This window comes from Streptomyces sp. SLBN-8D4 (assembly GCF_049739545.1).
Taxonomy (GTDB): Bacteria; Actinomycetota; Actinomycetes; order Streptomycetales; family Streptomycetaceae; genus Streptomyces; species Streptomyces canus_C.
This window is the reverse complement of the sequence record NZ_JBMGQC010000001.1, coordinates 3,274,773-3,301,371: the sequence shown is the minus strand read 5'-3', so window position 1 is coordinate 3,301,371 and position 26,599 is coordinate 3,274,773. Positions and strand designations below refer to the sequence as shown.

The following is a 26,599-nucleotide window of genomic DNA, read 5'->3' as shown; positions in this document are numbered from 1 at the left end:
GTCACCTCCCGCTCCTCTCCACGGCCGCGTCGAACGCCTCGCACACCATGTGCACGGCCACCAGGTGGAGTTCCTGGACTGTCGCGGTGGAGGAGCCCGGCACGCACAGCGCCTCGTCGCTGCCGGCCAACAGGGGGTTGGGGGCCGGGCCGGTCAGTGCCCACACGGTCAGGCCCGCCGCGCGGCCGGCGTCGGCGGCCGACAGCAGATTGGCGCTGGCGCCGGAGGTGGACAGCAGCATCAGGATGTCGCCGGGGCGGCCGTGGGCGTGGACCTGGCGGGCGAACACCTCGTCCACGCCGTAGTCGTTGGCGATGGCGGTGGTGGAGGAGGTGTCGGCGTGCAGGGCGAGCGCGGAGAACGGCGGGCGGTCGTCGCGGTAGCGGCCGACGAGTTCGGCGGTCAGATGCTGGGCCTGGGCGGCGCTGCCGCCGTTGCCGGCGGCGAGCAGCCGTCCTCCGCCGCTGAGGACGGCTGCCAGCCGCTCGCCCCACCGCTCCGTCAGATGGGCCCGTTCACGGAACCGGATCAGGGCGTCGAGCAGTTCGTCGCAGTGCGCGGTGACGGACGATTCGGCGTGGGTGCTCATCAGGCGACCTCCGTACGCAGTTCACGGCCCCGGGCGGTCTGCCGGTAGACCTGTTCCACTCCGTCCGCGACGCGCCGCCAGGTGTAGCGCGCCAGCACATGCTCGCGGCCTGCCGCGCCGAAGCGGTCACGGCTGCGCGCGTGTCCGAGCAGGTCGCGTACGGCGTCGGCGATCGCCGGGGCGTCGCCCGGCACGAGCCGTCCGGTGCGGCCGTCGGCGACGGTGTCCCGGTGGCCGCCGACTGCGGTGGCGACGACGGGTGTCCCGCAGGCCATGGCCTCCAGCGGGACGATACCGAAGGGCTCGTACACGGGAGTGCACAGGACCAGGTCCGCGTCGGCCATGAGGCCCGGCATCCGGCGCGGGTCGACGGCACCGAGCAGGCGCACCCGGTCGGCGACGCCCTGCTCCTCGGCCACTTTCAGCAGCCGTTGGGGCTCGGGTTCGGTGGCCAGCCGGTCCGAGGGCGGGCCTCCGGCGATGAGGAGTTCGGTGTCCGGGATCCGGGTGAGGGCGCGGATCGCCTGGTCGTACCCCTTGCGGGGGACCAGCCGGCCGCAGGTGAGCAGCCGGTTCCGTTGTTCACGCGCGGGCGCGTCGGCGGTGTCGGCCCCGGGGTGGAAGAGGTCGGCGTCCACGCCGCACGGAACCACGGACACCCGGCCGGGGGACACCCCCATCGCGGCGAGCTCCTGAACCTCGTCGGAGCAGGTGGCCAGGATCCGCTCGCAGGTGCGGGCGATCTGGCGTTCGGTGCCGATGCGTTCGACAGGACTGGTGTCCTCCCGCCCCTGGTGGCGTCGCTTGACGGTGCCCAGGGCGTGGAACGTCTGGATGACCGGGATGCCGTGCGGGTGGGCGGCGATCTGGGAGGCCATGCCGGACATCCAGAAGTGGGCGTGCACCACGTCGGGCCGCTCCCGGCGCCAGGCCCGGGACAGGTGGACGGCGAAGGCGGGCATGTGCTCGAACAGGGCGTCCTTGGGAATCACCTCGGGCGGTCCGGCCGGCACGTGCTCGACGACGGCGCCGCCGGGCAGCGGGACCCGGTCGGGCAGGTCGGTCGCGTCGCGCCGGGTGTAGACGGTGACGTCGTGGCCGCGACGCGCCAACTCCTCCGAGAGGCGGGCGACGTACACGTTCTGGCCGCCGGCGTCGACACCGCCGAGCGCGGCGAGCGGGCTCGCGTGTTCGGACACCATGGCGATCCTCATCGGGTCACCTCCTTCAGCAGCCGCTCCCAGTCGTCCAGGAAGCGGGACAGTCCGTAGCGGGCGAGCGCCGCCGCGCGTGCCTGCTCGCCGGCCGTGCGTGCGTGCAGCGGGTCGGCGACGAAGTCGCGGACGGCATCGGTCAGTACGTCGATGCGGTTGGAGACCACTCCGGCGCCCGGGGGGACCGCCTCGGTGACCTCGGTGGTGGCGAGGGCGACCACGGGCATGCCGAGGTGCATGGCCTCCAGCAGGGACAGGCCAAGAGAGGTCCAGCGGACCGGATGGAGGTAGAGGCGGCGCCTGGCCATCGCCAAGTGCAGCTCGCCTTGGACGAGTTCATGTGAACGGCAGCGCTCGGGCGGGAGACCGAGGTGGCCGGCGAGGCCGTCGGTCTTCATGCCGAAGACGTCCAGCGGGGCGGCCTCGGCGAACGTGGGCAGCAGATCGGTGCCGGTCGTACGACCGCGTCGGATCGGCTCGTTGACGGCGACGGCCGCGTGCGGGATCTCCCCGGTCCACAGGGGACCGGGGTCGATGATGCCGTGTTCGATGACGGTGGTCTCGCTGCTCCCCGCGTCCCACATCAGGCGGTTGAAGTGGGTGACGTGGACCAGCGGCACGCCGGGCAGGTCAGCGGCCGGGTGTGGGGTGTCCGGTACTCCGGGGGAGCCGTGCGGGGCGTTGTGCTCCAGGTACACCATGGGCGGGCGGCGGCCGAGCCACCGCTCCACGAGAGCGTATTCGTGCGGGCGTTGCAGGATCGCCACGTCGATGCCCGCGTCACGCAGCCGCTCCGGCGGCAGTTCGATCACGTTGTCCGGCCAGTCGAAGGTGCGGGCGCGGCCGAGGCCGTCGGGTCCGCGGTCCGGGGTGACGGGGACGACGTAGGTGTGCGGGCCCTGCACGAAGGCCGTGGTCCACGACCCGTGCACGTGCCAGATCAGGATCCTCATTCCGCGACCATCACCTTCTCGACGGCGGCCACCACGTCCTGCCCGGTCACCGACTCCAGGCACGGATGGCCGGGCACCGGGCACTGCCGGGCGCGGCTGTCCGCGCAGGGCGCGTCCTGGTCGCCGAGCAGCAGGTAAGGGACGCCATAGGGGCGCCAGCGTTCGGCCGGGACGACCGGGGCGAACAGGGAGACGACGGGGGTGCCGACTGCGACGGCGAGGTGGGCGGGCCCGGTGTTGCCGGTGACGACGGCCCGTGCCCCGGCGAGCACGCCGGCCAGTTCCTCGGCGTCCGTGTGGCCGCCGAGGTCAAGACCGTGCTCACCGGCGACGTACGCGGTCAGCTCGCGCTCCCCCGGGCCGCCGGTCACCACCACCCGCTGTCCGGCCGCCGTCAGTTCCCGCACCGCCTCGGCGCACCGCTCCCGGCTCCAGGCCCGGGCGGGGACGCTGGCCCCGGGGTGCAGGACGACGTAGGGCTCGGGGCCGGTCAGCCGAATGGTGTGGGGCGGGGGCAGCACCCGCAGCCGGCCGTCGTCGACGCGGGGGAAGCCCGCGGCCTCGGCGAGGTCGAGCGCCGCCTCCGCCTCATGGGCGTGCGGGGCGCGCTGGTGGCGCACGTCGAGCAGTGAACCGGGGTAGTCCACGCTGTCGGCGGCGATGTGGCCGACACCGGCCAGGCGCAGCAACAGGGCGGCGGGCAGGGGGGACTGGTGGAAGGAGGTCAGGATCAGGGCCGCGTCGGCGTCGATCGTGTCGACGAGCAACTCGACCTCTCCGCGGCCGACGGGCGGGGGCGTGAAGCCCACCCAGGGGGCGTCCCAGACGAGGATGTCGTCGACGCCCGGCAACATACGGGCGGCGGGGGCGCCGAGCCGACCGCACAAAACGGTGACGTGGTCGGCCCGAGCGGCGACAGCACGGATCGCGGGCCCGGCGAGCAGTACGTCGCCGAAGCTGTCCAGGCGGGCGACAAGGGCTTTCATCGGACGCTCCCGGTGGTGCCGTGAGCGGCTTCGACGGGTCGCTCCCCGGTGCGGACGCGGCCGAGCGGCAGCCGTCCGGACAGCACCGCGCGTACGGCGGTCGACAGATCCCGTGCCACGTGTTCAGCAGCCGCGATCTCCTCCGGCCGGGTCTGCGGGGTGGGTACGAGGACGCCGAGGGCGCCGGCCCGGCGTGCGGCCTCGACGTCGGCGCCGATGTCACCGATCACGGCGATACGCTCCGGCGGGGTGCGCAGCCGGTCGGCGGCCAGAAGGATCATGCCGGGCCGGGGCTTGCGGCAGTGGCAGCCGTCCTCGGGGCCATGGGGGCAGACGGCCCACACGTCGAAGGGGCCGAGCAGCTCGTCGATCCGCTCGTTGACACGGCGGACGTCGGCGGTGGACAGCAGCCCGCGTGCGATGCCGGACTGGTTGGTGACCACGCCGGTGCCGATGCCGCGGGCGCGCAGCAGGCCGAGCGCCTCGCGGGCTCCGTCGACCGGACGAACCTGGTCGGGGTGGCCGTTGTAGGGGACGTCGTGGACGAGGGTGCCGTCGCGGTCGAACAGGATGAGGTCGATCCCTTTCACGGTGCCACCTCCAGCCAGGGGGCGGCGTGGCGGTGGCGCCACAGGCCGCTGAGCCAATGCCAGGTGGCGGCGGGCGGGATGAGCACGCTGGTGGCCAACATGGTGTTCACCTCGTACCGGGTGCGCGGGCCTGGCGCGATGCGCGCCCAGGCGAACTCGCCGGTACCGGCTGCCCAGCCGAGGGCGGCCACCGCGGCGGCCCGGCGGTGCCCGGTCAGGGCGAGCGCGCAGGAGGCCAGGCCGGCCGCGGTGATCGCGAGATGGTTGCGCAGCCGGCCGCGCGGCGCCATGGCCCGGTGCCACCAGTCGGGCCCGTGCAGGCGCCGCATCAGGGCGTCGTCGGCGTTGCCCCGCTGGGCGCGCAGCGACACCCAGCGGTCGGCCGACCGCACCGGATGCCGGGTGGTGCGCCGCCCCTGCCCGATGCGCCATCCGGCGTCCAGCACCCGCAGGGCGAGGTCGGCGTCCTCGCGAAACGCCCGCCGGAACCGCTCGTCGAAGCCGCCGACCTCCTTCAGCGCGTCGGCGCGAAAGGCCATGTCGGCGGTGATCCAGCGCGCCTGCGCCAGCCCGGCGGTGCCGCGCTCCCAGTCGGTGGGCCGGCGTTCCCCCGGCAGCGGTACGGCGATGACGCCCTGCACGCCACCGGTCTCGGGGCCGGCCTCCGCCAGGTCCTGGGAGAGCTGGTCGCACCAGTGCGGGCCGACCTGCACGTCGTCGTCGAGGAAGGCGACCCAGGGCGCGGTGACCGCGCGCGCCCCGCTGTTGCGGGCGGCGGCGGGCCCGCGCCCTCCGCTGTGGATCACCAGGGTGCGTTCACGCAGCTCGCCGAGGACGCTCAGCGGGTGCTCCAGCGCCGCGGAGTCCGGCTCGGACCCGGGCCGGTCGTCGACGAGGACGAGCTGCTCCGGCTTCGGACCGGACGCGGCGGCCAGCGCGGCGAGACAGTCGGCGAGCGTGTCGCGCACCAGCGTGGGGATGACGACGGCGTACGCGGTCATACGTCAGGCCCTCCCGAACATCACGCCCCGGCGCACCGCGAAAGGACCGATCGCGAGCAGGTCCACGGGAGCGGAGCCGAAGCACTCCAGCGCGTCGCGCGGATCGTCGACCATGGGCCGCCCGGCGGTGTTGAGGCTGGTGTTGACCACCACGGGCACCCCGGTGCGCTGCTCGAACGCGGTCAGCATGCGCGCCACGAGCGGCTCCTGGCGGGCGTCGACGGTCTGGATACGGGCGGTACCGTCGACGTGCACGACGGCCGGAACACGGTCGCGCCACTCGCGTGCGACATCGTGCACGAACAGCATGTACGGGCTGGGCAGCGGTCCGCCGGAGAACAGCTCGTGGGCGCGTTCGGCGAGCACCATGGGCGCGACCGGCCGGAACTCCTCGCGGCCCTTGACCCGGTTCAGCCGCTCCAGGTTCTCCGCGCGGCCGGGGTGGGCCATCAGCGATCGGTGGCCGAGGGCGCGCGGCCCGTACTCGCTCCGTCCCTGGAACCAGGCGACGACGCCGTCCCGGGCGAGCTCCTCGGCGACGGCCTCGGCGATGTCGGCGGGCTCCTCGTAGGGGACGCCGGCCTCCTGGAGCCAGGCGCGGATCTCCTGGTCGCTCCAGCCGCGGCCGAGGTCGGCGCCGGACATGGGCTGCGGGTTCTCCGCCAGGTGCAGGGCACCGCCGAGCGCGGTCCCGGCGTCACCGGCGGCGGGCTGGACCCACACGTTCCGGTACGGCCCACGGGCGGCGATCTTGGAGTTGGCGACGCAGTTGAGGGCGACGCCGCCGGCCAGGGCGAGGCTTTCGCCGCCGGCCTCGCGGTGCAGCCAGTGCACGAGTTCGAGCAGGACCTCTTCGAGGACGGCCTGGGTGCTGGCGGCCAGGTCGGCATGGTCCTGGGCCCACGGCTCGTTCTTGCCGCGGGGAGGGGCGAGGGCGGCCCAGTCGACGCCGTGGGCGCGAAAACCGCCGTCGCCGGTGGCGTGCACGTACTGCCGCAGCTGGGGAAGGAAGCGGGGCTTGCCGTAGGAGGCGAGCGCCATCACCTTGTACTCGTCGCTGCTGCGCAGGAAGCCCAGGTGCTGGGTCAGGTCCTCGTAGACCAGGCCGAGCGAGTGGGGCAACGGCTGCGTGAAGAGCGTGTCCAGCTTGCCGTCGTCGTAGCGGCCGGCCAGGTGGGAGGCGCTCTCACCGCGGCCGTCCAGGACGAGAACGGCGCTGTCGGGGTGCGGGGCGGCGCGTCCGGCGGAGGCGGCGTGCGCGACGTGGTGCGGGACGAAGACGACGCGCTCGGGGTCCAGGCCGGGAAGTGCCTCGGCGAGGAACTCGGGGGCGCGGCGGGCGTAGTCCTGGCGCAGCGGGTCCCAGGGGTCGTCCAGGCCCATGCCGGCGGCGGGCCGGGCGAGCTTGGGGTCGTAGGAGTAGGTGACCGCGTCCAGCTCCTCGGGCCGGATGCCGGCGTGCTCCAGGCACCAGCGGGCGGACAGCTCGGGCAGCTCCCAGGCGGAGAACGGCAGGGGCCGTTTGCCGTGCTTGCGGCGGCTGAAACGCTCCTCCTCGGCCGCCGCGACCGTGCGGCCGTCGATGACCAGGGCGGCGGCGGGATCGTGGAACAGGGCGTTGATTCCAAGAATGCGCATGAGTGCTCCGTCCCGGGCGGCGTACGACGTCACTCTGGTCTCAGCGAGTGCCGCGCCGCAGTTGTCTCAAACATGTGGAGACAGCTCATGCGGTGGCATGGCCGTCGCATCACATGAGTGCTCACCTGTCACGCAGCGTGTCGCGGCCTCAAGGCTGCGTTCAAGCATCAAGCGCTACCGGGCGGTGTGCGGAGTCGGTGTGATGGCTGCTGTGACCGTCATGCAGCTCAGGCACGCCTTCAGGCGGCCACGGTCCGCGAGAACCAGCCGATCGTCCGCTTCAGGCCCTCGGTCCAGTCCACGCGGGGCTGCCATCCGAGCCGTTCCTGAGCCAGCCGTGTGTCGGGGCGGCGTCGGCCGGGGTCGTCTACCGGGCGTTCGACGAACCGGATGCGGGAGGAGGAGCCGGTGACCTCGACGATGCGGCGGGCGAGGTCGAGCATGGTGATCTCCTCGCCGCCGCCGATGTTGACCGGCCCGGGTTCACCGGAGGCCGCCAGGGCCAGGACGCCGCCCACGGTGTCGTCGACGTAGCACAGCGAGCGGGTCTGGCTGCCGTCACCGGCGACGGTCAGCGGCATGCCGTCAAGGGCCTGCGAGATGAACGCGGGGACGGCTCGGCCGTCACCGATGCGCATGCGAGGGCCGTAGGTGTTGAAGATGCGGACGATGGCGGTGTCGGTGCCGTTCACCTGCCGGTGGGCGGTGACCAGGGCCTCGGCGAAGCGCTTGGACTCGTCGTAGACGCTGCGCGGGCCTGTCGGGTTGACGTTGCCCCAGTACGTTTCCCGCTGCGGGTGCTCCAGCGGGTCGCCGTACACCTCGGATGTGGAGGCGAGGACGAAGCGAGCGCCGTCGGCATGGGCCCGCTCCAGCGCGTGGCGGGTGCCCGTGCTGCCGACTTCCAGCGTCTCCAGCGGCAGTCGCAGATAGTCGGCGGGCGAGGCCGGGCACGCGAAGTGCAGCACCAGGTCGAAGCGGCCGGGCAGTTCCTGCCAGGCCGCGGGGTCGGTGGCGTCTCCGCGTACGAAGCGGAAGCCGTCCCGCTGCTGGAGTCCGGCCACGTTGCTCCGGGAGCCGGTGGCCAGGTTGTCGAGGCACACGACGTCAGACCCGGTGTCGAGCAGCCGACCGCACAGATGGGATCCCACGAATCCGGCGCCGCCGGTCACCAAGGCCCGGCGCCAGGTCTGTCCGCTCATGGGACTCTCCTCGCTCTTCGGTTCACTTGCGTGTTCGCTTGAGTAACCCAACCCGACGGTTGCATGCGTGGAGCCACGGGTGCCCCTCGCCGCCGTTCGGGCACCCGCCTGAAGTCCGACGGGGACGAACGAACGAGGAGGAAACGCGCAACTGCCATTCCTGGGATCGCTCTCCGGCCGGCCCGGTCCCTGGGCCACCGTCTACTTCGACCCCGGCGAGAACAACGAGTCGTGTGCCAAGCGGCGCGAGCTGTCCGTACGGGACGCCTGCCGGACGCTGGAGGAGCAGCAGGGGGCCTGACGCGGAGACCACGGGAGCGCTACACGACGTCCTGATCGAGCATGAGCCTTGCCGAGGACCTGGCGCCGGATGGTCTTCGCCACCGATGGCGAAGTGGTGCTCAGTCATTGATGGAGCGAGGCAGCAACCCGGTCAGTCCACGCAAGGACGATGAGATGAAGCACGGGGGAGGGCCTCCTGCGGTCCGGCCCGGCCGCGCACCGGAGGAGGGAAACGTCCCCGAGCCGCCTGCGGGCGACGACATATGCGCGGATCCGAGTGGACCCCTGCCCCTGCCCGGCGAGGCGCGTGACCGGGCCCGGGCGGCGACGGAAGCGGACTCCCTACGACGAGAGTTGGCGTGCTACCTGGACCGCGGCCTTCCCGCCCGGCCGGCGGACGGTACTGGACGTCCTGACGGCGTACCACATGCCCGACCCCGTGCTGGAGGCGGCGCGGAGCCTGCCGGACAGTGGCTCCTACCTGAACCTGATCCAGATCGTCGACGCGCTCGGCACCGGGCAGCGGACAGGTTTGAGATGCCGGGTGTCACGCCCCGAGTTTCGCCACCATGGTGTTCAAAGTGGCGGCGAGGGCGTCGAGTTCCCCTTCCGAATGGGAATCCGGCGTCGCCTGGCGGGTGAGTTCCTCCCCGGAGGTGACCTCGAGGGCGCCGGCGTAGCGGTCGGACCCGAGGTCGTCGGCGGGCACCACCTGGGCCCGGCCCTCCAGAACGACGAGGGTGGGCCCGTCGTCACGCGCTTCGAGCAACTCCCGCACATGCCGCCGCGTGACCGGCCCGGGCCCTTCGCCACCCTGTGCGGTCTTCTCGACTCCGGCAAGAGAATCGCCTTGTGCCGTTCCGCCCTGTGACGGGTAGCCCTCCGCAGCACTCACCGTGCCCGGCAGGACCCGCTCCCGTGCCTGGCTCTCCCCACCGGAATGAGCCCCCGGCTCCTCGTCGCTGCGCGCCCGGGCGTGCCTGTCCGGCTCTTCCGCGGAAGGCGTCTGCTCGTTCATCGGTGCATCTCCCACATTCGTCCGAAGGCAGTGACTGCGTCACCCCGCTGATCCGCTCCACGAGTACCCGGACCACACGGCCCCACCCGTCGTCGGGTTTCGGGGGCCCGGCTTCCCTCGGAATCCGGGATACGGGGTTGGGAGAAAGGAGGAGCACGCGCCGACTGAGCACTGGACGGCAGGCCGTGCACCGGATGAGTCGGGACTTCCCTCGCGGCAGCAGTGACCAAGGAGGTTGGAGTGCGTCTTCACTACAGCCGTCCCACTGACCCCGGGTACCGCCGGCTGCGCCAGGGCCGCGGTTTCCGTTACCTCGACGCCCGGGGCGAGCCGCTGCGCGATCCCGACGAGCTGGCCCGGATCCGGGAGCTGGTCATACCGCCGGCCTGGCGGGACGTGTGGATCTGCACCCGGCGCAACGAGCATCTGCAGGCCGTCGGTACCGACGACGCCGGACGCCGCCCGTACCTGTACCACCCGCAGTTCCGTGCCGAGCGGGAGCAGGCCAAGCACGAGCACGTGCTGATGTCGCCGAGGCCCTGCCCGCGGTACGGGAGGCCGTCGAGGAGCATCTGCACGACCGCGGGCTGACCCGGCAGAGGATCCTCGCCACCGCCGTGCGCCTGCTCGACCTCGGCTTCTTCCGCATCGGCAGCGACCGCTACACCGAACTGAACAACAGCTACGGCCTCACCACGCTGCTGCGCGAACACTCCCGCTGCCAGGCCGGAGCGATCCTGTTCGCCTACACCGGCAAGCACGGCAAGGAGATCATCCAGACCATCGCGGACCCCGCCGCCTGCCGCAGCCTCACCGCGCTGCTGCGGCGCCGGGGCGGCGGTGAACGGCTGCTGGCCTACTGGGAGCGGCGCGCCTGGCACGACGTCAGCGGTCATGATGTCAACGCGTACCTCAAGGAACTGACCGGTCTCGACATCACCGCCAAGGACTTCCGAACCTGGCACGCCACGGTCCTGGCCGCCGTGGCACTGGCCGTCTCCCAACCCGTCGCCCGCAGCGAGACCGCCCGCCGCCGCGCCATCGTCCGGGCGGTGAGCGAGGTGTCCGGCTATCTCGGCAACACACCGGCGGTCTGCCGGGCTTCCTACATCAACCCTCGAGTGATCGAGTTGTACGAGGAGGGCGTGACGGTCGCAGCCGCGCTGCCTCATCTCGGCGACGAGGGCGCGTACGGCATCCCCGCGACCCAGGGACCCGCCGAACGGGCTGTGCTACGCATGCTCCGGAACGGACACGCACAGACCGACAACGAGCCGCCCTCACCGATCAGCGGTCTGGGGGCGGCCTCGGCCTGATCATCAGCGAGTGCGGCACGCCTTGACACCACAGTGGATCGCGGGGACAGAGGTCTGTCTCTCGGTGGCCCATCGGTCCACTGGTCATCGGGCTCAGCTCCCGCTCACTCCCCGCCCTCGGGCAGGTAGTAGGTCTGCCTCAAGAAGGCGGCCATGTCCGCGAGTGCTTGCACGTAGCCGGCCTCGTAGCGCAAAGCGGTGTCAGTATGTCGGCTTTCCGCCGTCGCCCACCGGTCCAGGAGCAGGGCGATATGCGGGTTGTTGCGATACAGCGCGCCGTCTTGCCGTTGAGTGCAGCTCGAGCGCGCTTCAGGTGTTTCCGACGCGGAGCCCTTCGCGGGCCGCGGCTGCCCGCCCCTCCCGCAGGGAGCCGCGGGCACCCCTGCCCTTGTAATGTTCCGGGTTCTGGTGGGCCGCCAGTTCCACCGTGAAGCCCGCAGCCTCGTAGGCGGCGATGACGCGTTCAATGGCTGCGGGCATCTCAGCGGTGGCCGGTTGATCGGGGCGAAGAGGTCTACGTCGTCGCTGACTCGGTTGACGATCTGGTGTGCTTGGACGGCGTGTCCGCCGTGGCGACGGGCTGCTCACATCCCCGCCGAGTGCTGGCCCGGGAAAATGAAACGGCCTGTTTCTCCGTGCGCTTTGATGCTGTCCGCGTCGGCAAATACGCAGGTCACCGCAGACGCCTTTGCGTGAGTGCTCCGCCTAGCGGCTCTCCGTCCCGCGTATGTCCCGCGCGAAGTGATTTCGCGGGATCGGACATATGGGATTTCGTCTGCCTGGTGCCGTAAAGCCGCAGGTCAAAGCCCTGCCCGACCGAGTGGTCATGACCAGGTGAGCCGTGTGCGTTTTGGCATGCACAAGAAAGGCCCTGACCGGCGTTTCCGCTGGTCAGGGCCTAAATTTCCGGTGCCCCCGGCAGGATTCGAACCTGCGCACACGGCTCCGGAGGCCGTCGGCTTCCCACGTGTTTTCTCAGGTCAGCGGCTTACTTGACGCTCCGTCAGGCCCGCCGTCCCGCGTATGTCCCGCGAGAATGAAAAAGCCTATTTTGCTTGCCTTGTCCGTATCGTTCCCCGCAGTGGTCGATCCATGCGCCATGACGTAGATCACGACTTCCTCGGGCAAGCGTAGGGGTATATGGTGCGCCCCTCAATCGAACAAGGAGGCTGTCCGGAGCGTGCGGGCAGGCCAAGAGAGCGGGTTGTGCGCCTGGCTCGGTGGGGGTGCTCCCGCGTGGTGCCGGGGTGAACGGTGGCCGACGGGCGCGTCCCGCCGCTTCGCATCCGCATGACCTTGGCGCGTGTGTGTCCCTGCTGACTCTCCAGCCTCCGGCGGGCTGAGGGAGACCCGCCCTGACTTGGTGCCGGAGTGGGCACCGAGCCGCAGGTCCGTGTTGGCCGGAGGGTGTGATCTCACGAACCGCGACGGCGAACGTGCGAGTCGGATGCCGGCGGCTTTGCCAGCAGTCGCAGACCGGTAAGCGAAGGCCAGCCGTTGCGCACGAAGGCCAAGACGGCGCCGATCTCCCTTCGCCCGGCAGCGCTCGGCGTCGGCGCGACGCTCTTGCGTAATGCCCTGGGAAGACCGACTGCGGTGGGTCGACCGCGTCCTGGAGGTGCTGCTCGGGCTGCCTGGTCGTGAATACAGGCGGCCGGTCGTGTGAAGTTGTGAGGCTGGGATCAGGGATGCGGCCTTTCGACGTGCGGGCAGGTGGTGGCGGTGGACTGTCAATGATCCGGAGGATCGCCGGTTTGGCCAACCGGCGATCCCGCGCTATGTTGCGCTGCCGTAGCGGTGAGCGCAGGAGAACCAAGATCTCCTGAGTTGTTGGTTCAGAGCGGGCGCCGTTTGCGGATGGGCAGGATGCTCAGGGCCATGATGGTGCCGTCTTCCTGGAACGAGATCGGGTCGTTCCATTTCCCGGCTTCATGGGAGTCGCGCCGTTTGGAGCGGAGTTCGTAGGCCGCTTGCCGGTACTCCTCCACGCGGCCGGCTTTGATCAGTTCGTACAGTCCTGAGTCCATTCCGGAGAATGCCTCGATGCGTGCGGTTCCCATGCGGAAGACGTTGTCCGTGCCGACGAATTTCGTGTCGCCGACCACGATGTCCGCGTCGTCGACGCTCGATGTCGCGGCGAAGGCGGGCACGTCGTAGTGCTCTCGCCCTTGGCGGGCGGTGAGATACCCGGCCGTGTATTTCCGTCCGCCCGAGAAAGCGGTCAGGCCGGCTGCTGCGGTACGGGCCAGGAGCTGGCCGAACCAGGCGAGATCGTCCTCGCCCACCTGGAAGCCGTCGACCGTCCGCGCCCGTCGACCGTCGCGGGCCGGTACGCGAATGGCGTTGGGGTAGGGGATTCCGGGCTTGTCCCTGATCTCCTCGTCGGCGTCATTCAGGGCGCCGGGTATTCGGAGGGGGAGCAGAGCCTCGCCTGGGGATTGCAGCACATTGACCACGACCCCGCCCTGGCCCATGAGTTCGGTGGACAGCATCAGACAGGGCGTCGTGTTCCAGGGGCCGATCTGCATGCCCTCGGTCAGTTCTGCTCCCTTGACCAGTTGCTGGATCGTGGTGCTGCGGGTTCGGCCGGTGCGCTTGCTGGGCTTCTGGTGGTTTCCGCGGCAGGCCACGAAGGTGACTTTCGACGGCTCGCCGGGTTTCCATGCCTCGATGATGTAGTCGGGCCGGGGCCGTGAGCCCTTGTTCCGTTGGGAGACGCTCAGGGGCCAGCCGGCTCGCAGCACCGTGTTCGTATCGACGACCGAGAGGATGTGGTCGGGGTAGCGCTGCTGCACGATGTGCTCCGCCACGGCGAGCCCGAAGCCGACGGCCAGTTCCCGGGCCTGCATGCCCTTGTACCAGCTCTCGGAAGAGCGGCCCTTGTCGGTGAGATCCATGGAACCGGCGCGGTTGCCGTCGAGTGCCTCGCAGAACTTCAGGCTGAGCCAGTGTTCTGCCAGCCCGCGTCCCATGCCCTGGCCGGCCAGGACGTAGCCGCGCGCTACGGCGTGCAGGACCTGCCACGGCGTCAGGTTGATGTACCGCCCGTGCTCGGCCAGCGCGACCGGCCGTAGGTCGGTCTTCCTGCGTGCTGCTTCCTGGCCCTTTTCCCGGCGCTTCTTGTCGATGGCCGCCGCCGCGGAGTCCACGTGCGCGGCCAGTTCTGTCGTCGAGTGGACGTGAACGCTCGTCGAGCGGCTGAGTGCGTTCAGGATCTGTCGCGCGGTTCTCGCCATGCATCCCCCACGGTCCGCGTGCTCTGGCTGGCCGGGAACGGTAATTCGAGACATTGGGGCGCGTGCAAGTGCGCATGGCGCACCAAGGACTACAACTGGCCAGACGGGGACCGGGTATGACCAGTGGCGACAGGAGTCAAGCCGAACATCCGACAAGCCACGCTCGTCAACAGGGCGCCGCACGAGTGCCCTCTTACAGGGGGATGTTGGAGTGGATGTGCCGGGCAGCCATGCTCCCGCCGATCAGAAGGAGGCGGGTATGGACCTGAACGAGCACCACGGCGCCGCACCGGAGGCCGAGCAGCCTGCGGACCGGTTCCCGGCGCAGCCGCATGGTGATGGACGGTCGGACGGCGGCAGCGCGGTCGCGGGCTTGGCGGGAGAGTTCGGCGCGGAGCTGGTGCGGGCCATCCGCGTGGGCCTGGCCGAGGTGAGCCGTTCCGCCCACGGGTCGCGGGGGTCGTCGCAGCTGAGCTGGTACGCCTTCGCTACCGAGTACGCGCGGGCCCACTGGCCGGGCAGGGCGGCGAAGACCCGGGACGAGGTCAGTGACGCGCTGACTGCCGTCACGGTGGCGATGCTGTGGGATCTTCCGGGGCGGCCGGGCGGGCAGCTGCTGCGCCGCGCCCTGCGGCACTGGGCGTTCGTCGTGCCCGGCCCGGGGCGGGGGGAGATGCCTGTGGAGGACCGGCTGGTGCTGCAGTGGGTGGCGAAGGCGTCCCGTCCCCTGGTGGATCTGCATGATCCGGTCCTGGCGCGTGATGTGCTGGAGTCGCTGCGCCGCAAGCTGGACGGCGGTGAGGCGGCGGTGGAGACGATGCGCCGCAAGCGCAAGGTGATGGTGCACGCCCTCCACTACGCCGTCGAGCGGGGCGAGTTGGGCAGCCACCCGCTGAACAAGGTGCGCTGGCGGGTGCCCAAGCCGGCGGTCACGGTTGACCCGCGGGTGGTGGCCAACCCGAACCAGGCCCGGGACCTGCTGGACGCCGTCTCCTACGTGGGCGGCTACGAGCGGGCCCGCGGCCGTCGGCTGGTCGGGTTCTTCGCCGGCATGTATTACGCGGGCCTGCGTCCCGAGGAGGCGGTCGCGGTCGCGCTGCCGGACTGCCGCCTGCCCGTCACCGGTTGGGGCCGGGTGATCCTGCACCGCACCCGGCCGCAGGCGGGCAAGCGGTGGACCGACAGCGGTGAGAACCACGACGAGCGCGGGCTGAAGAACCGCCCGCCGGGAGAGACACGGGTGGTGCCGCTCCCACCGCATCTGGTGGCCCTGTGGAGAGAGCATGTCACCACGTTCGGCACGGCCGACGACGGCCGGCTGTTCTTCACCGAGCAGGGCCGGGTCATCAGCTACACCACCTACCACCGGGTGTGGCACGAGAGCCGCGCTCTCGCCCTGCCGCCCGCGCTCACCGGCACCCCGCTCGCGAAGCGGCCCTATGACCTGCGGCACTCGGCGCTGTCCACGTGGCTGTGCGCGGGAGCGGACCCGGCGGAGGTCGCCGAGCGGGCGGGCAACAGCGTCGGGGTCCTGCTGAGCCGGTACGCGAGGTGCCTGTACGACCGGCAGTCCATCAACAACCAGCGCATCGAGGGGCTTTTGAGCTCCTACGATCAGCCGCCGGAAGCCGAAGCGGCATGAGGAGTTCGGCATCTGGTTGTGGGAATTGGAACAGGTGATCTCGGCGGTGGGGAGGCTGAGGGCTTAGTGGTGGACGTTGAGAAGGTGAGCCGGAAGCGGTTGCAGGAATTGGTCGCCGACGAGGAAATCTTGTTGGCTCATCGTGCGCTGTGGTCGGCTTTGTGGGACGGCGAGGCGTGGGTGGCGGACTGGCTGCGGGCGGAGATCGAGGACCTGGACCTCCCGGGCCGGCGGGTGCGAGTGCGCGAGCCGGGTAGGTCCGGACACGCCGGGGCGGGTCGCGGTGAGTGAGCTGACGGCCTCGCTGCTGGGTCGGCTGGTCGGTGATCTAACGAGCGGGCCGTTGTTCTTCGACGGCCGGGAGCGGGTCACGTGTAGGCGGGCCTTCTCGATGGCGCGCAGCCGTGCGGGACCAACCTGCACGCGTTCCGGTCTGGTGGATTGAGCGCCCGATCCCTTCAAACAGGTGCCCAGCCAGGGGCGTAGTGCCACTGGCTGGGCGAGATGAACGGAAGCTTCTGCCACGTTGCCTCGGGAGAGCCGGGCATCTCGGCGCCGTCCGCCTTGAGCGGCACCGCTTCGGCAATCAGGCGGGGTGCGTGCGAGCTACGACTTCATGGCGGACGTCCTTGCCACCGTGGGCTGACACTCCGTTCCCAGACGCATCTCACTCATGCCTGCGGGCCAGAACACGTGATCTCTCTGGTGCTTTTCGGTTTTGGGGGTAGACGCCTGGCGTAACGGTCATGGCTCAGAAGCGGGCGGATCGCATGGATGGGGCTGTCCAAAACGATGATCAGCTGCTGGGCGAGCTGGTCAGGGCGTCGGCGGCGTATGAGGGCAGTCCCGGGGACATCGCCCAGGCGCGGGAGGCGGCCCGCGCCTTCCTGGTGCGCTTGCAGTCGGTTCACGGTCTTCCGGTGTCCGAGCGTGCGATGGACGTGGTCCAGCTGGTGGTCAGCGAGCTGCTGACGAACGCCTGCAAGTATGCGCCCGGTCCGTGCCTGCTCGATCTTGAGCTGGTGGGGGGCCGGGTCGAGGTGAGGGTCTGGGACAGCGAGCCGGTGTTGCCGGTGGCCAGGGCCGCTGATCCGGGCCGGATCGGTCAGCACGGTCTGGAGATAGTGATGGCCGTGTGCCAGAGCTTTGAGGTGCACCGGGAGCCGGTCGGCAAGCGGATGACGGCCGCGGTGATGCTCGCGGACGACCCGGGTGGGGATCCCGCCGGACACCAGCCCTGAGACGGGCAGCGCTGGACGGTGAAAACGATCGTGATCTCCGGATGGGGTGTGACGGAGTTGGAAGGGGACTTCCTGCGGCGCGGGACGGCCGTTTACCGCTGCCGCTTGTCGTCCTTGTCGGGCTGGTCGGCTTCGATCTTCTCCTTGCGGACCTGGCCGGTGATGGTCTCCTCCTCGGTGCGTTCGTCGGTGGTGAGGCGGACCCGCTCGACCGGCTCGGTCGTGGTCTCCACGACGGGGCGTTCGGCGTGCAGGGTCACTTCGTGCTCGGCTTCGCTGATGTCCGGGCCGGCTGTGGCGTCGTCGCGGTTGGCTTCGGTGACCGGTTCGCGTTCGATGCGGGCTTCCTCGTGGCGTACGGGGACGGTCTGCTGGACCTCTTCGGTGACGACGTACTTGCGCAGGCGGGCCCGGCCAACCTCCTGGCGCTCGGTGCCGACGTGCATCTGCTCCTCGGAGCGGGTCATGGCGTCATCCGTGGTCCTGGTCTCGCCGCCGGTGCCGGGCGGGTTGGCCTGTTGCCAGGCGGCGTCCCAGTCGATGCCGTAGTGCTGGTACAGGCGGTGTTCTTCCTCCTCGGACAGGTGTCCGCCGGCGTCGACATCGACGTTGGGGGCGTCCTTGACCTTCTCCTTGGGGAACGGGACTTCCAGGTGGTCTTCGACAAGGCTGGCGTCGGAGATCGGTACGAATGACTCGCTGGTGCCGAACAGGCCGGTCTTGACGCTGACCCATTCCGGCTGCCTGGTGACGTCATCGAGGAACACGTGCTTGGCGTCGCCGATCTTGTTTCCGTCGGTGTCGAAGACGGGGTGGTCCAGTACGGTCGGGATCTGCTCTCGGGTGATCATCGTGATCCCCCTTTCTGCTGGCCTACCTGACCGAATAGCCATAAAGAGCCACGAAACACACGAAGAGTGGCATTTTGTCGTGAAGCTGGCATGGGATGCGCTCGCCCGGATACCCGAATGGCATGGCACGGACACTGAAACGGCATGGAAGGCACGGCGGGCACACCGCGGCCGGCCAGGAGGTCGAGGCCGGGCGGGGGACGGGTGCCGGACCGGATGAGCAGGTGGAGCAGCAGACGCCGGACACTCCGACGGACCTGCCCAAACGCTCCTGGGGAGCGGTACTGAAAGGCACCCTGAAGGAGTTCAAGAAAGACGAGCTGGCCGACCGGGCCGCGGCGCTGACCTACTACGGGATCCTGGCGCTGTTCCCGGCGCTGCTGGCACTTGTCTCGCTGCTCGGCATCGTCGGCCGGTCGGCGACACAGCAGGTGCTGGACAACATCCAAAAGCTCGCTCCGGGCGCGGCGCGCGATGTCCTCAGTAACGCGGTAAAGCAGATGCAGGGCAACGGCGGGCTCGGCTCGATCATGGCGATCGTCGGTCTGGCGCTCGCGGTGTGGTCGGCCTCCGGCTACGTCGCCGCTTTCATCCGGAGCGCGAACGCCGTCTACGACGTCCCTGAGGGCCGTCCGGTGTGGAAGGTGATGCCGGTCCGGCTTGCGGTGACCGTGGTGCTGCTGATCATGGCGGTGATCAGCGCGCTGATCGTCGTGTTCACCGGCGGCCTGGCCCGTCAGGTCGGCACCGCTCTGGGTATCGGGGACACGTTCTTGACGGTGTGGTCGATCGCCAAGTGGCCGGTGCTCGTCATCCTGGTCACGACCATGATCGCGATCCTGTACTGGGCGACACCGAACGCGAAGGTCCGCGGCTTCCGCTGGATCACACCGGGCAGCTTCCTGGCCCTGGTGATCTGGATGATCGCCTCCGCCGGGTTCGCGCTGTACGTGGCGAACTTCGCCTCGTACAACAAGACCTACGGCGCCCTCGCCGGCGTAGTCATTTTCCTGGTGTGGCTGTGGATCACGAATCTGGCGATCCTGCTCGGCCTGGAGTTCGACGCCGAGATGAACCGCCAGCGCGCCGTCGCGGGCGGCCATCCAGCCGGGGAGGAGCCGTACGTCCAGCCGCGCGACACCCGCAAGTGGGACGAGGAGGACCGCCGCCGCCTTGAGCCCTGAGTGGTGGAGATCATCGACGCGGGCCCATTCCCGGGCCTTGGGCAAAGGCGTCGAGTCGATCACGGGATCGGTGTGGGACAGCCCGGGACGGGAAGTCGCTGGTCATGAGAGTGATGGCAGATCTGCGTGCCGGGGATCGTCGGCTGGCCAGGTGGGCGATCGCGTGGGGGCCGCCCTGGGTGCGGAGGGTCGCGCCCGCGGTGGAGGAGGCGGCCGAGCACACCAAACTGTGGTGGGCAGCTGCCGGAGTGATGGCCGCCGCCGGCGGGTGGCGTGGCCGCACGGCCGCTGCGGCTGGGGTGACAGCCATGGCGACGGCCGAGGTGCTGTCCAACGCGGTCGCCAAGCAGCTGTACGAGCGGCGCCGCCCGCCACAGGAGTGGGTGCCGGCGGAAGATCTTCAGGATCGCCCGGACAGCTCCTCCTTTCCCTCCGGGCACACGGCTGCCGCGTTCGCTTTCGCCGGAGCCGTCACGCCGGTGTGGCCGGCCGCCGGTGCCGCTTGTGCGGTGTCGGCGGTGACCGTGGCCGCGGAACGGGTGCACAGCGGTGCGCACTACCCCTCCGACGTGGCCGCCGGCGGCGCCCTCGGGCTGGCGGCGGCAGCCCTGGTACGGGCCGCACCGCGGCTGCTGTGGCGACGCGTGCTCTGACGAGCGGTGATACGTCGCTGCCGGGGTACTCGGACACGCGATCAGACGGTGGAAGGAGATCTCCGATTGGTCGCCACCCACGGGCAGCCCATGACCCCTGGCGAGCACGAACGAACGCCGAACGTCACAGGGCATGGCCGGAAACGCCGACGAAGGACAGGTGAGCACCCATGACAGCAGAAGGCTCCCCCCGCACCGGCGAGGGGGCACAGGAACCGGTCGGCGACCTGGTCCAGCGTGCCTCGCAGCAGCTGTCGCAACTGGTCCGCGATGAAATGCGCCTGGCGCAGGCGGAGATGACCCAGAAGGGCAAGCGGTTCGGCAAGGGCGGCGGCCTGTTCGGCGGCGCCGGCCTGGTGGGCGTCCTCACCCTGCAGGCACTGGTGGCCACCGGGATCGCCGCGCTCTCGCTCGTGATGGATGTGTGGGTGGCGGCGCTGATCGTCACCGCCGTCCTGGCCGCCATCACCGCGCTGATGGCGGCTCTGGGCAAGCAGCAGATCAGCAAGGCATCCCCGCCGACGCCCGAGCAGACCATGGACAGCGTCAAGACCGATGTAGCCGAGATCAAGGAGAAGGCACAGCGATGACCCAGGACAAGCCGCACACGGGCGACGAGGCAGCACCCTCCCCGGAGGAACTGCGCGAGCAGGTCGAGGCGACCCGCGAGGAGCTCGGCGAGACCGTCGAGGCGCTCGCGGCCAAGACCGACGTGAAGACCCGCGCCCACGAAAAGACGACGGCCGTCAAGCAGCAGGTCGCCGAGAAAACCACACAGGTCAGGACCCAGCTGCGGGACAAGGCAACGCACGCCGCCCACGTGGTGCAGGACAAGACCCCGGAGCCGGTGCGCGCCAAGGCCGCCGCAGCCACCGAGCAGGTCCGCGACAAGGCAGCTCATCCCGGGCAACTCGCCCGGGAGAAAGCTCCGGAGCCGGTACGCGAGAAGGCCGGCCAGGGCATGCAGGCGGCACGCGCCAACCGCACCCCGCTGCTCGCCGCGGCCGGGGCACTCATCGTGTTGCTGCTCATCCGCCGCTCCAGGAGGCACCGATGAAAGCGGCCAAGATCGCCTACAAGCCGGTCGGCATGGCCATGGGCGCCATCAGCGGCGTGCTGGCCGGTGCGGTGTTCAAGCAGGTCTGGAAGAAGCTCGGACACGACGAGGACGCCCCCGACGCCACCGACGAGCACCGCACCTGGCGCGAGATCCTGTCGGCAGCCGTCCTGCAGGGCGCGATCTTCGCCGGCGTCAAAGCCGCCGTCGACCGCGGCGGCGCCACCGCCACCCGCCAGCTGACCGGCACCTGGCCCGGCTGACCACTTCCGTCAACGTCCCCCGAAACCCAAGCCTGTGCGGACGTCGACGGGCGGTCGGCTTTCCGGAAGGAAGGGCACACCGTGACCGCACACCCCTCTCTCGCCTTCACTGCGGCAGCGTCACCGCCTTCACCCTGTTGGCACGCTGGTGGGCGACTCCCCGCAAGCGGTGCCGCCACCGCATCCGCTCGCTCTTCCTGCCGTGCCATCGCCCCGCCCGTAACCAGTCGAAGCGTGCCGCGAGGCAGGGTCGCATGCCGGAACGGCAGCCCCAGACACTGGATCCCAGCGCCCCGTGGGTGGTACTCGAAGCGGAACAGATCCTGAGTCGGCAACGGAACCGGCTCGAGTCCCTCTACGTTCACCACCCCGATGGCACCGAACCCCACAGCCGCTAGACCATCGTGGGCCAACGACCTGCGGACTCTCCGTTCGGTACTCGCTCCCTGTGGTTTGCACGGTCGCCCGCGGAACGCCCCGGAGTGAGCTGCTGTCGGCGCCACCAGTGAGGTGAGGGGTGAGGTGGCGCGTGCTCGTGAGCATGTGCGACTGGACGTTGTCGCGGTTGAGGAGCCGTTCACCGCCGGTCCTGGATGACGCATCGCGGCCTGGGCAGGCGTAGGGACATGACTTCTGCTGATCGGCCCCCGGAGACCGGATCCCTTCCAGTGGGTCACTCCTCCGAGGCAGGTGCCGCGGAGGAGTTGGTGGCCCTGAGGGAGGAGAACCGTCAACTCAAAGAGGGCATGCCAGCCCGCGCCCGCATCGACCAGGCCATGGGCGTGCTGGTCGCCTTGCGAGGCGTCACTCCCGACGAGGCGTGGGACCTGCTGCGTGCGGTCTCGATGAACACCAACACGAAACTCCGGACGGTTGCCGAAGCCCTCGTCGACTGGCCCGCCGACGGGGAACTGCCCGACCGCGTACGCGAGGCCCTTGATGCTGCTCTCGCCCGACACCACCAGCACGCGTCACCGTAGCTGCGACCCTGCGAGAACATCTTGAAGGCAGCGTAAGGCTGCAGTCCCCGGCTGTTGCGACGGACCGCAGGCCGGGCCACTTCGACCGTGCCCCGCAGGCACGTTCTCGGTTCTCCCAACCCCGGCAGTACAGGACGGCCTTGTCTACGGCAGAGCCGCCGCACACGGTCATGCCGCGTCGGCGTTCCGCCGACTGGACTCGCTGCCACTGTGCTCCGACTGGGGGCCGGTGTGCGGGACGAGGGACAGGTGGCGCCCTCGGTGGGCATGACGCGCGGGTTGCGCAGGCTGCTTGAGCAGCCACTCCTCATAGCGTCCCAGCGCCAGCATCACGCACATCAACCCCGGGGGCAGCAGAAAGGCGGCGAAGACCACGACAACTCCTCTTGAAGACGAGCTCCTTCCCCCCGGGTAGCCCGGACCGGGCGACGCAGAGACCCAAGCCGTGAAGGAGATGTGACCATCGCGTGCGGGCGGTGTGCCACACGGCCGGCCAGCCGTGTCTCCTGTGATGGCAGGGTGAGAGCGCTCTCTATTGGGCGCTCTCACCCCTATTCACGGGGAACTAGGTTGTTCCCGTCCCGAAAGAAGCGTTCCTTGTCCGACCAGATTTCCGCGTCCCGCCCCACCCTGGGAGCCGTCGCCGAACGGGCCGGCGTCTCCCGAGTCGTCAACGGGGGCAGCGGGGTGCGCGAGGCCCTGGTGGAGAAGGTCCGATGCGCCGTCGATGAGCTGGGGTACGTACCGAACCAGGCGGCCCCCGCACCCTCGTCACCCGGCGCACCGGAGCGGTCGCGTGCATCGTCGCGGAGCCGGAGACCAAGGTCTTCGCCAACCCGTTCTTCGCCGAACAGCTGCTCGGCATCAGCCGTCAGCTGACCGGCCACGACTTCCAACTGGTGCTGCTGCTGGTGGAGGGCACGGCCGACTACGACCGCGTAGGCCGCTACCTTGCCGGCGGTCACGTGGACGGCGCCCTGTTGTTCTCCCTGCACGCCGAGGACCCGCTGCCCCCATCACCCGCCGGATCGGGATTCTCCCCGTCTTCGGCGGCCGTCCTGGTTGGCGGGGGGCGGAGGGGAGGACCGCAGCCTCCTGTACGTCGACTCCGACAACCGCGGCGGCGCCCGCGAGGCCGTGCGCCACCTGCTCTCGCTGGGACGCTCGCGCATCGCGATGATCACCGGGCCGCTCGACCAGACCGCGTCCTTGGACCGCCTCGACGGCTACCAGGACCTCCTGATGGAAGCCGACCCGCAACTCGTCGTCGAGGGCGCCTTCACCGAGGCGGGCGCCGCACGCGCCATGGCACAGCTGTTGGAGCAGGCTTCCGAGCCGGACGCCGTCTTCGTCGCCTCCGACCTGATGGCCAGCGGCGCACTGCGCGTCCTGTGGGAGCGCGGGCACCGGGTGCCCGAGGACGTCGCAGTCGTCGGCTTCGACGACGTGGCCTCGGTCGCCGAGCAGACCGACCCACCGCTGACGACGGTCCGTCAGGAGATCGAGGAGATGGGCCGGCTGATAGTACGGCTGCTGGTACGCGACCTTGACCGACGGGCGAAGGTGGACAGCGCCGGCCGTCCGCTGTCGTCCGTGGTCCCCCGACCCGGCTGACCCGACGGGCCACCGACTGACCCCACCAACGGTGAGGACGGCCCACCGCGGGACAGGGACGCGCGGAGCCTTCAATACATGGGCGGGCGGGGTCATGCTCCACACCAGAAGCAGACCTCGGCTCCCGGGTGCCCGTGCTTCTGCGTGCCGCAGCGGTGACAAGTGGGACGAGGGGGTCGCCCTGTGGGCGCATACGGCCCGGGCCGGCCATCCGGAGTCTGCCACTGCTGCCACTCGCGAGCCCAATGCGCCTGACGCTCGGCGCTTCCTGCCGCCAGGTCCGTGCCATAGGTACCGACCCGGTTGCGGGCCTGTTCCGCGAGGTCGTGCTCCCATCGCTGCCGGCGGGCGCGTTCAGCTTCCTGAGCGCGCCGTTCATCACGGATCCGGCGCGCGGTGTACAGGCATCCGGCATCGGCCGCGCCGAAGAGAATGAAGCCGGCCAGGTACGAGGCATCGGCGGTCAGCGCCAGACCCAGGTGCAGCAGCGCAAGGGCCGTAAAGCCCATGACCCAATACCAGATGGACGACCCGTCGCTTTCATCGGCCAGGCCCGCCCCGACCGGGTCGGAGCGCCAATGCGGCGACACCCAGGTTCCGTCGGCGCGGTGGTATCCGCGAACGTGCGCCATCGCACCCCCCCCCGGCGCGCTGGCCCACTTAAGACGCAGCCAAGGGCCCATCATGCACCAAGAGGCCGCCGCTCGTATGGCGCTGCGCCTCACCCTGACGCCGGAACGGAACCCCTGATCGGGCCGAATCCCTCACCGCCTCCCAGGACGCCCATGAGAACGCAACGCCCTGACGGTGAGGCGTTCCGCGTTCAGGTTGCAGTTGGCTACTGGCCGATAGGGCCCCACACGGACTGACGCTCAACCATCCACCGCCGCTGGGCATGTAGCGCCGACGGTCAGACCGGCCGAGCGGCGGGAGCCTCAATCTCCCTGTTCAACTGGACGGCCACATCCGCGATCACGGTGGCGTCCCGGAAGGAGGCTTCCGCGAAGTGTTCCCGCGACATTCGCTGGAAGAAGCTGCCCATGAAGCGCAGTGCCTCGTCCTCGGCGCCCTTCCGGGCAAAACCGTTCGGCATCGGGTCCGTGACGTGCGCGTCCAGGAGCCCGTGCTGCCACAAGTTCATCTCCGCGATGTGCTCTTTGAGTCGCCGCCAGACGTTCTCCGAGGCGCCGACCTTCACCCGGGGGTATCGTCCACCGACTTCCAGGACGTAGAGCCGGTGGCCGCGCGGCTCAGCCCCTAGCCGGTCAAGGCGGAGGTCGGGGCTCACTCGCCGCCGACATGCGCTGCAGGAGAACAGGGCCATGGTCACAATTGTGGGGGATGCGCCCCTGCCGTCTCCTGCCATTTCCGGCGTCGGATCCGACGCCGCAAGACGTCCAGTGCGCTGGCGGAGATTACGGGGGTGTTCTCCGGACCGGGCTGACCGCGTTCGGGGCGCCGGCCGGTCGCTGCCGAGGTTGCGGTGCATCCCTCGCTGCGGTGTCTGCGGGTCGGCCGGTGTCGTGGCGGGCGCAGCGGGTCAGCCGCAGGCAGCGAGCGCTCGGCGGCGTCGATCCGTACCCCGGGATCCCGCACAGGCGGGCCGTTGCCGACCAGGCATGTTGATCAAGGTGATGCGCCTTGAGTGTCAGAGGGTTACCCGACCCTCTGGCCGGGGTGCTCCGGGGCAAGCGTGCCGGCGATGAGCTTCAGACCGCTCAAATGGACTACGCCGGCTACTTGTCCGGACGCGGGCCGGCACTGGCGTAGTAGAAGGCCCGTGCCTGCTTGACGCGGTCCCGGGAGGCACCATGCTCCGCTCCCTCTACGTTCAGCGGCGGGTGCAGTTGGGAGATCAGTTTCTTCTCCAGCGGGACCGGGTCGGGGTGCTCGGTCCAGGTGAGGGTGAGGTGGTGGTGCATCCAGTGGGTGAGGCGCTGCTCGTCCTCGGGGATCAGGAGGACGCGGTCGGTCCAGGTGGTGCGGTAGCCCTCGGTGGGCATGAGGAGTCCGGCCAGGGTCCGGCGCAGGGTGGACCGTCCGGAGTCCCTCAGGTGGTACGAAACGACGCGGGACCGCAGCCGGCTGGCCTTGCCCAGGTAGACCAATCGCCGTCCGGGATCGCCCGAGTTGACCGGTCCGGGGAAGGAGGTCAGGACCTCGGGCGGCGCCCACCAGGCGTACACCCCTGCGGTCCCGGGCAGGGTGGCGGCCACGCGGCCGAGAGGGTGGGGCTCGGAGAGCAGTTTGGCTTTGGCCCGCTGCACTGTCGCGTCGTCGAGCATGGACGCACCCTAAGCGCGACGAGCGGAGCTGTCATCGCCTGCGGGCCACCACGCTGAAGCTTGATCAGACAGGCGGCTCGGGGCCCGACGTGGGCCGTTTCGCTGAGGGTGCGCGTTCCTACTCTGGGGGCAGAGTCCATTGGCCCGTATTGCCTGAGAAGCCACTGCTCATTGTGAACTGCGCTTTGGTGATAGTGGAGTTGAGTGGAACCTCGAAGGTGATGAACCCCAATGCGGTGTCACCCGGCGCGAGAGCGACGCTGCCGGGGAAACCGGGCCCCGCTGCGGTGTCCTCGTAGGTGGCCTCGAACTGCTGGCCCTGGGTGTCTATGACTTTGGCCCCGTTGCTGGGGGAGTCGGAGTAGGCCGCGGCGCCTGTGTTCTTCAGCCGGAACTGGACGGCGACGAACCTCTTGCCGGTGTCCGGTGTGGAGTAGTCGTTCTCCGGGCGGGCCGGATCGACGACCTTTACCACCGTGACAGCCAGAGCCTCACCGTTTTCCAGACCGGTGAGGTTCAGGGTGTCTCCAACGGCTGCAGGGGCTGCGCGGGTGGGCGGCGGTGTACTGGGCGCCTCGGAGGAGGGCGTCGGTTGGGCCGACGCGCTCGTTGTGGGAGAGCTGCTCGCCGGTGTGGTCGTCACTGTGTCGTCACTGGAACAGCCCACGGCTGTCGCGATGAGCCCGGCGAGGATGAACGTAAGGGTGCGCCGCATGGCACCTCCCCGGAGCTGCACTGCCCGGCAGGACACCCTCATGATCCTGCCACCGGACGACTTCCGCACCTGGACAGGGACGGGCGGGC

General features: G+C 70.1%; 25 protein-coding genes and 2 pseudogenes. 11 read left to right on the top strand and 16 right to left on the bottom strand.

Going from position 1 to position 26,599, the window contains the following annotated elements:
• Window position 1 precedes the first annotated feature (1 nt).
• From RKD20_RS14440 to RKD20_RS14400, 9 genes are all read right to left on the bottom strand, one after another.
• The gene (locus tag RKD20_RS14440) at window positions 2–589 is read right to left on the bottom strand and encodes a D-sedoheptulose-7-phosphate isomerase (RefSeq protein ID WP_424878087.1); all 588 of its coding nucleotides are present in this window, start codon (window positions 587–589) and stop codon (window positions 2–4) included.
• On the bottom strand, window positions 589–1,803 hold the full coding sequence (locus RKD20_RS14435; RefSeq protein ID WP_424878086.1) for a glycosyltransferase: 1,215 nt from the start codon (window positions 1,801–1,803) through the stop codon (window positions 589–591). The genes RKD20_RS14440 and RKD20_RS14435 overlap by 1 nt, the downstream gene beginning before the upstream one ends.
• Complete coding sequence (locus RKD20_RS14430) at window positions 1,800–2,756, bottom strand: glycosyltransferase (protein WP_424878085.1); 957 nt, start codon at window positions 2,754–2,756, stop codon at window positions 1,800–1,802. Before RKD20_RS14430 ends, RKD20_RS14435 begins: the two co-directional genes overlap by 4 nt.
• Window positions 2,753–3,742, bottom strand: coding sequence for a glycosyltransferase family 9 protein (locus RKD20_RS14425; protein ID WP_424878084.1), 990 nt, complete (start codon window positions 3,740–3,742; stop codon window positions 2,753–2,755). Before RKD20_RS14425 ends, RKD20_RS14430 begins: the two co-directional genes overlap by 4 nt.
• Window positions 3,739–4,332: a D-glycero-alpha-D-manno-heptose-1,7-bisphosphate 7-phosphatase gene (locus tag RKD20_RS14420; protein WP_424878083.1), complete on the bottom strand. Its 594-nt coding sequence runs from the start codon at window positions 4,330–4,332 to the stop codon at window positions 3,739–3,741. The genes RKD20_RS14425 and RKD20_RS14420 overlap by 4 nt, the downstream gene beginning before the upstream one ends.
• A complete protein-coding gene (locus RKD20_RS14415) occupies window positions 4,329–5,333 on the bottom strand; it encodes a glycosyltransferase family 2 protein (RefSeq protein WP_424878082.1) in 1,005 nt (334 codons plus the stop codon). Before RKD20_RS14415 ends, RKD20_RS14420 begins: the two co-directional genes overlap by 4 nt.
• 3 nt (window positions 5,334–5,336) lie before the next feature.
• A complete protein-coding gene (locus RKD20_RS14410) occupies window positions 5,337–6,971 on the bottom strand; it encodes a carbamoyltransferase family protein (RefSeq protein ID WP_424878081.1) in 1,635 nt (544 codons plus the stop codon).
• A 239-nt stretch (window positions 6,972–7,210) separates the two neighbouring features.
• Complete coding sequence (locus tag RKD20_RS14405) at window positions 7,211–8,173, bottom strand: NAD-dependent epimerase/dehydratase family protein (RefSeq protein ID WP_424878080.1); 963 nt, start codon at window positions 8,171–8,173, stop codon at window positions 7,211–7,213.
• Window positions 8,174–9,002: 829 nt separating this feature from the next.
• The gene (locus RKD20_RS14400; protein WP_424878079.1) at window positions 9,003–9,473 is read right to left on the bottom strand and encodes a hypothetical protein; all 471 of its coding nucleotides are present in this window, start codon (window positions 9,471–9,473) and stop codon (window positions 9,003–9,005) included.
• 240 nt (window positions 9,474–9,713) lie between these two features.
• Here RKD20_RS14400 and RKD20_RS14395 point away from each other — a divergent pair.
• Window positions 9,714–10,789 (top strand): annotated as a pseudogene (locus RKD20_RS14395) (DNA topoisomerase IB).
• 309 nt (window positions 10,790–11,098) lie between these two features.
• On the opposite strand, the gene RKD20_RS14390 reads toward RKD20_RS14395, so the two are convergent.
• Together RKD20_RS14390 and RKD20_RS14385 are read right to left on the bottom strand one after the other, a co-directional pair.
• Window positions 11,099–11,269, bottom strand: a complete 171-nt coding sequence (locus RKD20_RS14390; RefSeq protein ID WP_424878078.1) for a hypothetical protein — start codon at window positions 11,267–11,269, stop codon at window positions 11,099–11,101.
• A 1,355-nt stretch (window positions 11,270–12,624) separates the two neighbouring features.
• Entirely contained in the window at window positions 12,625–14,025 is a 1,401-nt protein-coding gene (locus tag RKD20_RS14385; protein ID WP_424878077.1) for a hypothetical protein, read from the bottom strand.
• A gap of 259 nt (window positions 14,026–14,284) precedes the next feature.
• Here RKD20_RS14385 and RKD20_RS14380 point away from each other — a divergent pair, with 259 nt between their 5' ends.
• From RKD20_RS14380 to RKD20_RS14370, 3 genes are all read left to right on the top strand, one after another.
• Entirely contained in the window at window positions 14,285–15,667 is a 1,383-nt protein-coding gene (locus RKD20_RS14380; RefSeq protein WP_424878076.1) for a tyrosine-type recombinase/integrase, read from the top strand.
• A 132-nt stretch (window positions 15,668–15,799) separates the two neighbouring features.
• Window positions 15,800–15,958, top strand: coding sequence for a hypothetical protein (locus RKD20_RS14375; RefSeq protein WP_424878075.1), 159 nt, complete (start codon window positions 15,800–15,802; stop codon window positions 15,956–15,958).
• Between the two features lie 479 nt (window positions 15,959–16,437).
• Window positions 16,438–16,908, top strand: a complete 471-nt coding sequence (locus tag RKD20_RS14370; RefSeq protein WP_424883212.1) for an ATP-binding protein — start codon at window positions 16,438–16,440, stop codon at window positions 16,906–16,908.
• 92 nt (window positions 16,909–17,000) lie between these two features.
• On the opposite strand, the gene RKD20_RS14365 is transcribed toward RKD20_RS14370, so the two are convergent.
• On the bottom strand, window positions 17,001–17,759 hold the full coding sequence (locus tag RKD20_RS14365) for a DUF2382 domain-containing protein (protein ID WP_424878074.1): 759 nt from the start codon (window positions 17,757–17,759) through the stop codon (window positions 17,001–17,003).
• Between the two features lie 122 nt (window positions 17,760–17,881).
• Between RKD20_RS14365 and RKD20_RS14360 the strand changes: the two genes are divergently transcribed.
• The 7 genes and pseudogenes from RKD20_RS14360 to RKD20_RS14330 all read left to right on the top strand — a co-directional run bounded on the left by RKD20_RS14360 (window position 17,882) and on the right by RKD20_RS14330 (window position 23,530).
• Window positions 17,882–18,943 carry a YihY/virulence factor BrkB family protein gene (locus tag RKD20_RS14360; RefSeq protein WP_424878073.1) on the top strand — a complete coding sequence of 354 codons (1,062 nt, stop codon included), beginning with the start codon at window positions 17,882–17,884 and terminating at the stop codon, window positions 18,941–18,943.
• Between the two features lie 113 nt (window positions 18,944–19,056).
• The gene (locus RKD20_RS14355) at window positions 19,057–19,596 is read left to right on the top strand and encodes a phosphatase PAP2 family protein (RefSeq protein WP_424878072.1); all 540 of its coding nucleotides are present in this window, start codon (window positions 19,057–19,059) and stop codon (window positions 19,594–19,596) included.
• Between the two features lie 170 nt (window positions 19,597–19,766).
• Window positions 19,767–20,186 (top strand): phage holin family protein, encoded by a 420-nt coding sequence (locus RKD20_RS14350; RefSeq protein WP_424878071.1) that lies wholly within the window; start codon window positions 19,767–19,769, stop codon window positions 20,184–20,186.
• Window positions 20,183–20,653, top strand: a complete 471-nt coding sequence (locus tag RKD20_RS14345; RefSeq protein ID WP_424878070.1) for a DUF3618 domain-containing protein — start codon at window positions 20,183–20,185, stop codon at window positions 20,651–20,653. Before RKD20_RS14350 ends, RKD20_RS14345 begins: the two co-directional genes overlap by 4 nt.
• Complete coding sequence (locus RKD20_RS14340; protein ID WP_424878069.1) at window positions 20,650–20,916, top strand: DUF4235 domain-containing protein; 267 nt, start codon at window positions 20,650–20,652, stop codon at window positions 20,914–20,916. Before RKD20_RS14345 ends, RKD20_RS14340 begins: the two co-directional genes overlap by 4 nt.
• Window positions 20,917–21,542: 626 nt before the next feature.
• Window positions 21,543–21,896, top strand: coding sequence for an ANTAR domain-containing protein (locus tag RKD20_RS14335; RefSeq protein ID WP_424878068.1), 354 nt, complete (start codon window positions 21,543–21,545; stop codon window positions 21,894–21,896).
• Between the two features lie 597 nt (window positions 21,897–22,493).
• Window positions 22,494–23,530, top strand: a pseudogene (locus tag RKD20_RS14330) (LacI family DNA-binding transcriptional regulator).
• Window positions 23,531–23,602: 72 nt separating this feature from the next.
• Here RKD20_RS14330 and RKD20_RS14325 read toward each other — a convergent pair.
• The 4 genes from RKD20_RS14325 to RKD20_RS14310 form a co-directional block, all read right to left on the bottom strand.
• The gene (locus tag RKD20_RS14325; RefSeq protein ID WP_424878067.1) at window positions 23,603–24,142 is read right to left on the bottom strand and encodes a hypothetical protein; all 540 of its coding nucleotides are present in this window, start codon (window positions 24,140–24,142) and stop codon (window positions 23,603–23,605) included.
• A gap of 278 nt (window positions 24,143–24,420) precedes the next feature.
• Window positions 24,421–24,834, bottom strand: coding sequence for a hypothetical protein (locus RKD20_RS14320; protein WP_424878066.1), 414 nt, complete (start codon window positions 24,832–24,834; stop codon window positions 24,421–24,423).
• A 412-nt stretch (window positions 24,835–25,246) separates the two neighbouring features.
• On the bottom strand, window positions 25,247–25,795 hold the full coding sequence (locus RKD20_RS14315) for a GIY-YIG nuclease family protein (protein WP_424878065.1): 549 nt from the start codon (window positions 25,793–25,795) through the stop codon (window positions 25,247–25,249).
• A 118-nt stretch (window positions 25,796–25,913) separates the two neighbouring features.
• Window positions 25,914–26,510, bottom strand: a complete 597-nt coding sequence (locus tag RKD20_RS14310; RefSeq protein WP_424878064.1) for a DUF4352 domain-containing protein — start codon at window positions 26,508–26,510, stop codon at window positions 25,914–25,916.
• Between the last annotated feature and the right edge of the window lie 89 nt (window positions 26,511–26,599).